14 protein-coding genes are annotated in these 11,388 nt (G+C 38.0%); 2 read left to right on the forward strand and 12 right to left on the reverse strand.

Annotation, left to right across the window (positions count from 1 at the left end):
• Positions 1-226 precede the first annotated feature (226 nt).
• Complete coding sequence (locus ACQKMV_RS23490; protein WP_427506847.1) at positions 227-886, forward strand: hypothetical protein; 660 nt, start codon at positions 227-229, stop codon at positions 884-886.
• Between the two features lie 46 nt (positions 887-932).
• Here ACQKMV_RS23490 and ACQKMV_RS23495 read toward each other — a convergent pair whose 3' ends face one another.
• Positions 933-1,607, reverse strand: coding sequence for a KinB-signaling pathway activation protein (locus ACQKMV_RS23495; protein ID WP_427506849.1), 675 nt, complete (start codon positions 1,605-1,607; stop codon positions 933-935).
• A gap of 153 nt (positions 1,608-1,760) precedes the next feature.
• Here ACQKMV_RS23495 and gerD point away from each other — a divergent pair, with 153 nt between their 5' ends.
• The gene (gene gerD, locus ACQKMV_RS23500; RefSeq protein WP_427506851.1) at positions 1,761-2,357 is read left to right on the forward strand and encodes a spore germination lipoprotein GerD; all 597 of its coding nucleotides are present in this window, start codon (positions 1,761-1,763) and stop codon (positions 2,355-2,357) included.
• A gap of 53 nt (positions 2,358-2,410) precedes the next feature.
• On the opposite strand, the gene ACQKMV_RS23505 is transcribed toward gerD, so the two are convergent.
• The 11 genes from ACQKMV_RS23505 to ACQKMV_RS23555 form a co-directional block, all read right to left on the reverse strand.
• Positions 2,411-3,466: a P-loop NTPase gene (locus ACQKMV_RS23505; RefSeq protein WP_427506852.1), complete on the reverse strand. Its 1,056-nt coding sequence runs from the start codon at positions 3,464-3,466 to the stop codon at positions 2,411-2,413.
• A gap of 71 nt (positions 3,467-3,537) precedes the next feature.
• Positions 3,538-4,251, reverse strand: a complete 714-nt coding sequence (locus tag ACQKMV_RS23510; protein WP_427506854.1) for an N-acetylmuramoyl-L-alanine amidase — start codon at positions 4,249-4,251, stop codon at positions 3,538-3,540.
• 179 nt (positions 4,252-4,430) lie between these two features.
• Positions 4,431-5,381: a DUF4822 domain-containing protein gene (locus tag ACQKMV_RS23515; protein WP_427506856.1), complete on the reverse strand. Its 951-nt coding sequence runs from the start codon at positions 5,379-5,381 to the stop codon at positions 4,431-4,433.
• 216 nt (positions 5,382-5,597) lie between these two features.
• Entirely contained in the window at positions 5,598-5,990 is a 393-nt protein-coding gene (rpsI, locus tag ACQKMV_RS23520; RefSeq protein ID WP_004233744.1) for a 30S ribosomal protein S9, read from the reverse strand.
• A gap of 25 nt (positions 5,991-6,015) precedes the next feature.
• Positions 6,016-6,453, reverse strand: coding sequence for a 50S ribosomal protein L13 (rplM, locus tag ACQKMV_RS23525; RefSeq protein WP_427506857.1), 438 nt, complete (start codon positions 6,451-6,453; stop codon positions 6,016-6,018).
• A gap of 526 nt (positions 6,454-6,979) precedes the next feature.
• The gene (gene truA, locus ACQKMV_RS23530) at positions 6,980-7,720 is read right to left on the reverse strand and encodes a tRNA pseudouridine(38-40) synthase TruA (protein WP_427506859.1); all 741 of its coding nucleotides are present in this window, start codon (positions 7,718-7,720) and stop codon (positions 6,980-6,982) included.
• 14 nt (positions 7,721-7,734) lie between these two features.
• The gene (locus ACQKMV_RS23535) at positions 7,735-8,532 is read right to left on the reverse strand and encodes an energy-coupling factor transporter transmembrane component T family protein (protein WP_427425609.1); all 798 of its coding nucleotides are present in this window, start codon (positions 8,530-8,532) and stop codon (positions 7,735-7,737) included.
• Positions 8,529-9,401 carry an energy-coupling factor ABC transporter ATP-binding protein gene (locus tag ACQKMV_RS23540; RefSeq protein WP_427506860.1) on the reverse strand — a complete coding sequence of 291 codons (873 nt, stop codon included), beginning with the start codon at positions 9,399-9,401 and terminating at the stop codon, positions 8,529-8,531. The genes ACQKMV_RS23535 and ACQKMV_RS23540 overlap by 4 nt, the downstream gene beginning before the upstream one ends.
• Positions 9,377-10,222, reverse strand: coding sequence for an energy-coupling factor ABC transporter ATP-binding protein (locus tag ACQKMV_RS23545; RefSeq protein WP_427506862.1), 846 nt, complete (start codon positions 10,220-10,222; stop codon positions 9,377-9,379). Before ACQKMV_RS23545 ends, ACQKMV_RS23540 begins: the two co-directional genes overlap by 25 nt.
• Before the next feature lie 467 nt (positions 10,223-10,689).
• Positions 10,690-11,070 (reverse strand): 50S ribosomal protein L17, encoded by a 381-nt coding sequence (gene rplQ / locus ACQKMV_RS23550; protein WP_012296051.1) that lies wholly within the window; start codon positions 11,068-11,070, stop codon positions 10,690-10,692.
• 57 nt (positions 11,071-11,127) lie between these two features.
• Positions 11,128-11,388 (reverse strand): DNA-directed RNA polymerase subunit alpha C-terminal domain-containing protein (locus tag ACQKMV_RS23555; RefSeq protein ID WP_427506863.1); only part of this gene is annotated, 261 nt, incomplete at its 5' end.

Genomic DNA, 11,388 nt, shown 5'->3' on the forward strand with positions numbered 1-11,388 from the left:
TGATGTCCAAAATTTTGTTTCGTTCACTAACTCAAGGTTAGCTACTAAAAACTTTATTGATTACGTTTTGCTTGTTCAGTTTTCAAGGTTCATTTTTTTCATTTACTGTGTCACCTCTTGGCGACTTATACATAATAACATCGATTAATCATGAAAGTCAACACTAAATCATAAGTTTTTTTAAGAACTTTATTTTTTTGTTTAAAAATATAGAAACGAGGTTGTTATGATGGTACGTAAAACGTTAATTTCACTGCTTTTCATCGTAATACTGTTTGTCTTTATAAAGCCGATAAATTCTACTATGATTTCTGTTTTTAACATTGCTGATGCTCCAGCAGTTGTGACAAAAGGTCATTATGGTACATCACTTATTGTCGAAATTTCTTTTTCTGATGAAACCTTGTTGGACTGGCTTAAAACTGTAAAAGAACCTTATCCGCTTCTATTGTTAGATGCTGCGTGGATTGAACGTTCACCCGAGCACATAAAAGTCATTAAAGAGCGAAAGCTACCTACAGGATTATTAGGACCTGAGGATTCAGTGGATAAGCCAATTGATCTTGCCATCGTTCAAAAAGATATTAATATTTACGAAAAGCATTTGCAAGAAACACCACTTTGGTTTGCAACACAAAATCACCAGTATTCTCAGGATTTGCAAAATAACTTATTTCAACAGCAGATGAATATACTTTCTCCCTCTCTAATTTGGAAAGGTGAAAAGACACCTAAATTACAAAAGGGAGATTTTGTTTTTATCTCTTTACACCAAAATAATAAAATCTCGTTTAAAGAACTGAATACATTGCTACAACAAAATAAATTTATGTCGATTGAGGAAAATATATTCGGTTATAAAGTTCAAACTAAAAAATCACCATAAAAAAGAAGTTGCCTCCAACTAATAGAGGCAACTTCTTTTTTATTTTTTATGCATTTTTAACTTGTTCACGACGTGCTTTGCGGCGTGCTTCTAATTTTTGACGATCTTCTTCGGATTTTGCATTATATTTTGGTAATACTAATAATTGATAAGCATTTACAGCGAGTAGCGGGAATAATAATAGTGCAACATACTCGTTAATTTTTTCATCGCGACCCATTAATGCAATTGTCCATTCCAGTGTTGTAACGACAATCATAAAAAATAATGCCGAAATGAAAACATGTTTTTTTCCTGTTAATTTTACTTTTTGAATGGCTGTTGCTATAGCGCCGAATATTAATACAATTAACAAGCCAATATAGAATAACCAGCTTTGTCCATCCTTTACACCTGGTATGAAACGGAAGAATATAATATCAAAAATAGTAATAGCAATTAATAATAGCTGTACCCAATTCCATAATGTAAGTGTTCTAAAAATATTAACCCCCACTTGATGAAGCGTTAAATAAGCAAAAAAGCCTGCTTGTGCAATAACACTCATTGTGAATCCTAAGAAAACCATCCATAAAAGCCCGGCTAAAAATTCACCCCAGTGACCGTTTGTTATATATGGTTGAAAGAAGTCCCATCGAATAAATAAACTGCAAATTCCGTTGACTGCGCCCCCAACGAGCATTGCAAAAAAGAAAAACTTTGCCCAATTTCGTATCGTCACAACTAAAAGTCCCCCAATTTCTCAATGTATATCTGTCCTTATTTTAACAATGCATTGTTAAAAAAGCTATTTCTCATCCTAATCAATACATAAAGTCATCATAAATGTGAACAATAATTGAAAGAGTCTATATATAGAAAGGGCTGATTATCGATGCGAAAATTCATCTTACTACTAATTCTAATGCTTTTTCTTTCTGCTTGTTCACAAGATAAAGCCTCTACCATGTCCTATGATGAAATAAAAAAAATAATGATCGACTCTTTACAAACTGAAGATGGTAAAAAGGCGCTGCGAAAGCTTTTAGAGGACCCAAGTTTCCGTGAATTATTAGTTTTGGAGCATGATGAAGTGAAGAAGGCTACCGAGTCTACCTTGCTTTCCAAAGAAGCAGAGGACTTTTGGAAAAAGACGTTCGAGGATCCAAAATTTAAGGAAACCGTAGCTAAAAGTATGCAAAAACAACAACAGGATATTATGAAGGAATTAATAAAAGACCCCTCTTTCCAAAAAGATATGGAGGCTTTCTTTGGCCAGCCAGATATGCAAAAGCAGTTAGAGACTATTCTAAAATCCTCCAATATGAGAAAACAAATGGAGGAGGTCGTCAAGGAAACGATTGAAAGTCCGCTTATGCAAACAAAATGGCAGGAGCTTATTAAGAAGAGCGGTGGCGAGGCAGGTAAAACTGGCGGCGGTAAAAAAGAAGCTGGTGGTGGTGAAGGCAATGAGCATAAGAGCTCTCAGTAGCCACTTATATGTAAAAACGGATTTCCTCCATTGTTTGAGGAAATCCGTTTTTATTATTTATTTAACTTATTTATGATTTTCGTCGCGATATCTAAATAGATTTGTCCTGTTGTGTGTTTTTCAGCATAAACAGAAGGTGCAAAATCTTCTTCTGACCAGTCAGGTTGAGCAAGAGGAATTTGACCAAGTAGCTCTGTACGTAGCTCTTCCGCTAACTTTGGACCTCCACCTTGACCGAATACGAATTCACGGTCACCTGATTTCGATTCATACCATGCCATGTTTTCAATAACGCCTAAAATTTCATGGTCAGTTTGTAAAGCCATTGCACCTGCACGAGCTGCAACGAACGCTGCCGTTGGATGTGGTGTTGTTACGACAATTTCTTTTGATGAAGGAAGCATTTGGTGAATATCTAATGCAACGTCACCTGTACCTGGTGGTAAATCCAATAGTAAATAGTCTAGCTCGCCCCATTCTACATCACGGAAGAACTGATCTAACACTTTACCTAACATTGGACCACGCCATACAATTGGTGCGTTATTTTCAACAAAGAAGCCCATCGAGATCATTTTCACACCTAAACGATCAACAGGGAAAATTCGATTGTCTACCACTTTGGGCATATCTGTAACACCCATCATATCAGGCACACTGAATCCGTAAATATCAGCATCAATCAAGCCAACCTTCTTACCTAGACGAGCTAATGCGACAGCTAAATTAACTGATACCGTAGATTTCCCTACACCGCCTTTACCAGAGGCAATTGAAATAACTTGAACTGTGCTAAGCGGAGATAAAATATCTTGTGCTTCAGCCTCAGTTGCTACGCCACGGAAGCCCTGTAGTTGTTCTGCTGACAGCTCTTCAAAACGAATACCAACTGTATTTGCACCCGCTTCTTTCAAAACTTCAACAATTTTCATTTGTAGCTGTAATTGTTCTGGTGTATTTGTTTTAGCAATCGCAATTTTTACACTGACATGGTTCTTCTCTTCTTTTATCGCTACGTTTGTAATACCGTCTGTTTCTGCAAATGATTTATGTAAAAATGGATCTTGTAGTTGTCCTAATATTTCTCGTACTTGTTGTTCAGTTATCACGACGAACACTCCCCTTATATTATCTCAATGTTAGTATATCATAATGATTAGATTTTCGTTGTGTTGTTGCTCTATTCAATTTTAGCTAATAAATACTCTTCTATACCTTCAACAATAGCATCTCCCATTTTTTCTTGGTATTTCTTATCCATTAATAGTGCACGTTCCTCATCATTACTTATAAACCCTGTTTCTACTAGTGCAGCAGGTACATCAGCTTTTTTCAATAAATATATTTGTTTTATAGACATTGCTTCTCGGTCAGTATTTTTCAAATTAGTGCGAATGGAATCTTGAATGCTCTTTGCTAATAATTCACTTTCAGCATGTCCTTCTTTATGATAAAACACCTGTGCCCCACGCCATTTTGTTTCAGGAATGGCATTTGCATGAATTGTAATAAAAATATCCGGCTTTTCTTTTTCTACTATGTCTTTTCTTAAAAAGATGTCCTGCTTTTTTCGCTCTCTTAATGTCCCAAACTTTTCTGATGACGCGTGCTCATCGATAACGTCTCCATCTGTTGTTCGCGTCATTACGACTGTGGCGCCTTTTTTCTTTAATTGCTTCTCCACATACTGTGCAATTGCAAGTGTAATATCCTTCTCAATTACTTCCCCCTTTGAAGCCCCTCCGTCCTGACCTCCGTGTCCCGCATCAATGACAATTTTTATGCCACCTAGTGGGTCCGGTAAGAAGAAGTTACGGTTCGAAGCATTCGTTTCATATGCCACAACCACTATACTCATTAGCATAATTACTCCTAGTGCAAGCCAGCGCTTCACCCATATCCACCACCCTTTTACGTTTAGTGTACGAAGTTAGTGATTGAACTATGCCTGAAAGTAGAAAAAACTCTCAAGTATTAAAATTGAGAGTTTTTTTTGTAGTAGAAGGTATTATTTTAGTAATGATAAAACATCGATAATCTATTTATAATACAAGAACTAAAGCCGAAAATTTATTATTTTAGTGTAAATTCTGGTTTAAACTTACCTGTATAAGGTTCATGCTCAACAAATACTGTTATATCCTTACCATCTTTATCTTTACCAGTTCTTTTATACGTGAATTTCTTATTATTTAGCTCAGTAATTTCGAGCACAGCCCCATATTTATTATCGCCAATTGAAACATGAGCTCTTAATTTATTTCCATCGATAACATTAAAGTAACCATAGTCACCTCGGCTTTTACCTGTTTCAGGATTGAAAAATTCATATTTATTCGTATTAACATCATATTTAGCAATGCTAATAAAATTAGTATTATATTGTGTTACATCATGTTTGTTTACATCTAATACAACTGTTCCTTGCCAAAGCGTACCAGCTAAAATTTTATCTCCATCCACGTCCTTAACAATAGGGCCTGTAGAAGTATTTAAAGTTTTATCTGGTGCAGTAAATGTTAGGTGTTTTTCCGTATAAGGGACATGCTCAACGAATACCTCAACATCACTACCATTTGCATCTTTCCCCATGCGTTTATAAGTAAACACTTTATTTGTTAGCTTAGTAATATCCACGATTTCTTGGTAATTTTTAGTTTCTGAGATCAATATTCTACGCTTTCCATCATTCGTAAAAAAGAAAATCCCATTATCATTGAGGCTTCCAGCTGTATTTGGATCGAAGAATTCATAGCGTGCTGAATCAGCGTCATATTTCGCAAGGCCAAGTAAATTTGAATTTTCTGCTGTTAAATCTTTATTATTTTTGTCATAAACTTTTGTGGCTTGCCAGTCTGAACTACTAAGAATTTTGGCATTCGCATGACCGTCTGTTATTTCTACCTGTCTTTGATCTGCCGTATTCCCTGTTTTTACTTCCTCAGTTTTTTTTACATCAGTTTTATTACCACATGCACCAAGAAGTGCAATTGCTGCAAGTGATAATATTAATAGCCTTTTCATATATTGACCTCCATTTTCAGAATAAAGAACCTAAAAGTAGTATCAGCCATTTCTATATAAAATACACATCACAGTTGCTAATAATATTCACGACAACAACAGTGCCTCAGGATATCTTGAAATACTTGAACTTAAAGTATCAAAGCATGTCCAAACAAAAAAACCCTTTCTCGAAAATTCGAGAAAGGGTTTGGAAACGTTGATATAACAACGATATTAACGTTTTGAGAACTGAGGTGCACGACGAGCGCCGCGTAGACCTGGTTTTTTACGTTCTTTCATGCGTGAATCACGAGTAAGTAATCCAGCAGATTTTAATGCAGCACGGAAATCTGGGTCTACTTGAAGTAGAGCACGAGCGATACCGTGACGTACTGCACCAGCTTGACCAGTGTATCCACCACCGTTAACGTTTACGTGGATATCGTAGCTTCCTGTAGTTTCAGTAGCTACTAATGGTTGCTTAATTACTTCACGTAATGCAGCGAATGGTACGTATTCTTCGATTTCACGTTTGTTGATAACAATTTTACCTGTACCTGGTACTAAACGTACGCGAGCTACAGAGCTTTTACGGCGACCAGTGCCGATGTATTGAACTTGTGCCAAAGTAATATCCTCCTCTTAATTTATATTATCCGCGAAGCTCGTATGCTTCTGGTTTTTGTGCAGCATGTGGATGCTCTGTTCCAGTATAAACGTTAAGTTTAGTGAACATTTTGCGACCTAAAGAGTTTTTAGGAAGCATTCCTTTAACTGCTAATTCGATCATTCGTGTTGGGTACTTTTCTAGCATTTCACCAGCAGTACGAGTTTTTAAACCACCCGCAAATTGAGTATGGTGACGGTAAAGTTTACCCTCTAATTTGTTACCAGTTAAATGGATTTTGTCAGCGTTGATGATGATTACGTGATCACCTGTGTCAACGTTTGGTGTGAATGTTGGTTTATTTTTACCACGTAAGATTGCAGCTACTTCAGAAGCTAAACGTCCAAGAGTTTGGCCTTCTGCATCAACTACTAGCCATTTACGGTCTACTTCGTGACCTTTAGCCATGAATGTTGTACGCATGTATATATCCTCCTAATCGATTCGATTACCGTTATTTTTCATTAAACTACACTATAAGTTTTCGGGGCTTATTTGTGGTGGTAATGAAAATACCATCTGTTATCATATAATGAATGACTTTTAAAGTCAAGCAATTTCAATAAACACCTGGAGAAGTTGTTCAGATTCATTGATTGTTAAAATTAGGGCCGTTGTGAGCCTTTATTTTATAAAAATACACTGATATTTCGCGCCAAGATTTCTATAACATTTGCTAGTTGTTCTTCTTAATGATTCGTCACCATAACGTGGGGTTGATTTCCGTTCCGGCTGGGCGCGTCCGATGAGCCGCTTGGGGCAACACGATGTTGGTCACGAAGGCGTTATCACAGGACGTGATGCTTTTAGCCTTCGTTCCTCTGTCTGCTCGCTCCAGGGTCTCATCTGTGATCACTGATCCCCAAGGAGTCGCCCAGCCTCCACTCCAATCAACTTATATGCATGGCATACGTTCTAAAATGGCATCTTAACTTTTGTTGGTGATTCTTTAATAGAAGACTTTCTCAAGATATAGACCTTGTGGAGGTGCAGTTTTGCCCGCCTTATCGCGATTCATAGATTTAACGACTAACTCCACGTTCTCAATGTCACGACGTCCTATACCAACTTCCCAAAGCGTACCTGCGATAATACGAACCATATTATATAAGAAGCCACTTCCTTCAATCACCATATGTAGCTCCTCACCATACCATTCAAATTGTAGTGTAGTCACTGTCCGCACCTTATCTTTGACACTTGTATTGGCTGCACAAAAGCATGAAAAATCATGGGTACCGATAATAGCCTTTGCTGCCTCCTGCATTGCCTCAATATTTGGTTTCACACCATTTGTCTCTACAGTGTAATGTCTGCGGAATGGACTTTGTATAGGCTCACATGACCATATATATCGGTACCGCTTTCCTGTTACACTGTAGCGCGCATGAAAATCAACAGCTACCTCTTCAATCGACATTACTCGAATATCTCTTGGCAGTTGAACATTCAATGCCTTCATGTATTTATCAACGGGTATCGCTAGTGGCGAATCAAAATGCAATGTTTGTCCTGTTGCATGCACTCTTGCATCTGTACGTCCACTAGCAGTTACCTTTATCTTTTCCCCTTTATGCATAATGGCTAAAACACGCTCAATCTCTGCCTGTACTGTGCGCTCTCCTGGCTGTACTTGATAACCTGAAAATTGCGTTCCATCATAACTTACAATTACTTTTAATCGTCGCATAAAGCTTACTCCTTTTAACTTCTATAGAAGAATAGTAAAACGGCCATTGCTACTAATAACACGAGTGAAAATGTATCACTCATATCCCACTTTAGCTTGCGATATCTAGTACGCCCTTCGCCCCCACGGTAGCCTCTTACTTCCATAGCTGTTGCTAAATCCTCGGCTCGTTTAAAAGCACTTACAAAGAGAGGTACCAGTAATGGCACAACCGCTTTAATCCGATCCTTTATTGGTCCAGAAGATAAATCCGAACCACGTGCCATTTGTGCCTTCATAATTTTATCTGTTTCATCCATTAACGTTGGAATAAAGCGCAATGAAATAGACATCATCAGAGCTAACTCATGTACAGGTACTTTCACCGCTTTTAATGGATTTAGCAGTACTTCAATGCCATCGGTAATGGAAATCGGTGACGTTGTAAGCGTTAAGATAGATGTCATAAACACTAGAACTAGGAAACGTATCGAAATAAATATCCCTTGTCGGATACCTTCCTCATAGATCGTGATAAACTTCCACTCAAATACTGGGGCACCTTCTTTCGTCATAAATATATGAATCAAGAAGGTAAATGCCATTAAAAAAAGTACTGGCTTTAGACCATTAATTAAAAAATACAAACGAATACGTGACACTAGCACAATGAGTAAGGTAAATGCCAATAACAAGGCATATGTCACCGTATTGTTTGCTAAAAAAACAATAATAATGAATGCAAACACAAATATAAGCTTTGATCGTGGATCGAGCTTATGAACTGGAGAATTCCCTGGAAGGAAGCGTCCAAAAATCATTTTCTCCATCATGACTGTCCACGCTCCTCTCTTAGCACTCGAGCTATTTCAATTGCTAGCTCTTCTTCGGTTAAGCATATCTTTGAGAAGGATTTGTTTATCATTTTTTCGATTTTTTGTTGCAAGCGTACGATACGAGGTGGTTCTAAGCGGAAATTCTTTAATGTTTCCACATCTTTGAAAATTTCTTGTGGTGTGCCACTTAGTACATTTTTCCCTTCATGCATAATGACGATATTGTCTGCATATCGAGCTGCGTCCTCCATACTGTGTGTAACAAGTATCGTTGTTAGGCCACGTTCCTTGTGTAGCTTATAAAACATATCCATAATCTCTTTCTGACCGCGTGGATCAAGACCTGCAGTTGGCTCATCTAAAACAATAACTTCAGGTTCCATTGCTAAAACGCCAGCAATAGCTACCCTACGCATTTGTCCACCTGATAAATCAAAAGGTGATTTTTCAAGTACGTTTTCTGGTAAGCCTACTAAACCTATAAGCTCTTTTGCTCGTGCTTCTGCCTCTTGCTCCGATACGCCAAAGTTCATAGGACCAAACATTATATCCTTTAGTACAGTTTCTTCAAACAGTTGATGCTCTGGGAATTGAAACACAATACCAACCTTTTGACGTACAGCCTTTAAATCCTTCGCCTTTTTTCCAGCTACAACAATGCGATCTCCAATATGTACTTCCCCTGAAGTTGGTTTTAGAAGTGCATTAAAATGCTGAAGAATTGTCGACTTACCAGAGCCGGTATGCCCGATGATTGCCTGATACGTATGTGAAGGAATTTCAAAATCTACATCGAATAATGCACGTTTTTCAAAAGGTGTACCTTGTGAATAAGCATAGCTTACTTGTTGAAGTTTGATGTCCATAAATCATTCACCAACTCTTCTTCTGTCATATGTTGTCCCATTAGTGGAACACCTTCCTTTTGCAATAACTTTGATAACTTCATGGCAAACGGTAAGTCTAGCCCAAACTCGGCTAGCTTGTCCCCAAGCGCAAAAATTTCAGTAGGTGTACCCTCAGCAAACTTCTTTCCATCATTCATGAAGAGAACACGATCTGCAAGCATTGCTTCCTCTAAATCATGCGTAATCGATATTACCGTTAACCCTGTTTCAGCACGCAAAGTTTGAACTGTTTGTAACACTTCAGCACGCCCCTGGGGATCTAGCATAGACGTTGCCTCATCTAAAATAAGTAGCTTGGGCTTCATAGCGAGTGCGCCTGCAATGGCAACACGCTGCTTTTGCCCACCTGATAAATGATGTGGCTCATGATCTAAAAAATTCCCCATTTTTACTTGCTCGAGTGCTGCATGTACACGTTCTACCATCTCTTCAAACGGTACACCGTTATTTTCAAGAGCAAAAGCAACATCATCCTGCACTGTTGCTCCAACAAATTGATTGTCTGGATTTTGAAAAACCATCCCCATCTGTGAGCGGCTTTCCCATAGGTTTTCTTCACTCAATGGTTCACGTAATATACGTACATCACCTTGCTGTGGATAAAGTAATCCATTCATAAGCTTTGCAATGGTGGATTTACCAGAACCGTTATGGCCAACGATGGCAATCCATTCCCCTTCCTGTACCGCGAAGCTTACATTTTCAACAGCATTGCGACTGTCTTTTTCTTCTGGTGTATATGAAAATGTTACATTATTTAATGATAAAATTTCTGGCATTTCTAGAACTCCTCTCTACATGCTCAGCTCTACTAACTAACTTACACTTTTTTATGTATGAATTCTACTACAATCACTATGTCAGTAAAAGAAAAGTGCTAAAATCACTTTTCCATTCTTTTGCTTGTCCAAATTGCCAAGTGAGACATCTCAAAAGTACAGGCAATTGACCATTATAAAATCAGAGTATAAAAAAAAGCACCACTAAATTGGCGCTATCTCATACTTCCCTAAAAAATAAAAAAGCGCGCACCTCATTCGATAGAAATGCGCTAGTCGTTACATTTTCCAGAAACACGGGTGCTCAAGCCCTTGTTCCCTCTGAATGAGGTGCGGAGAGCTAAACGAGACGCCACACAACAGTGTCCGCTCATCATAACGCTCAGCTTAATTATTTGTCGTATAAATCGTTTATAAAGAAAGAGGGTGGTGATTCCACCCTCTTCACCACTTGTCTTCTCTTATGATTAAACTAATTCAATCACAACAACAGGTGCACCGTCACCACGACGAGGACCTACTTTAAGAATACGAGTGTAACCACCTTGACGCTCTGCATAACGTGGTGCAACATCATCAAATAACTTTTGAAGTGCAAATGAAGTTGTTTCGTTACCTTCTGCATCAGTAGTTGTTACTAGTTCACGACGGATGAATGCAGCAGCTTGACGGCGTGCATGTAAATCACCGCGTTTACCTAAAGTAATCATTTTTTCAACAGCTTTACGTACTTCTTTAGCGCGAGCCTCAGTAGTTTCGATACGCTCGTTGATGATTAAATCAGTAGCTAAGTCACGTAACATCGCTTTACGTTGAGAACTTGTACGACCAAGTTTTCTGTAACCCATGGATGTTTCCCTCCTTTATAAAAATATATCTGATCTTGTAAGTTTTGTTTAAATCGCTTAGTCTTCTTTGCGTAACCCTAAACCAAGCTCTTCTAACTTCGCTTTTACTTCTTCAAGTGACTTACGTCCAAGGTTACGAACTTTCATCATATCGTCTTCTGACTTATTCGCAAGTTCTAGTACTGTGTTAATACCAGCGCGTTTTAAGCAGTTGTAAGAACGTCCATTTATACTTTGGAGAGTCACTTGTTTGGCAATAATATAATTGTCATTCCACCAAATATCTGCTACTTTCGGAGGCACATAGTTATAATTAAT

Origin of the sequence: Lysinibacillus sp. NPDC094403 (assembly GCF_050278745.1) — a bacterium.
GTDB lineage: Bacteria > Bacillota > Bacilli > Bacillales_A > Planococcaceae > Lysinibacillus.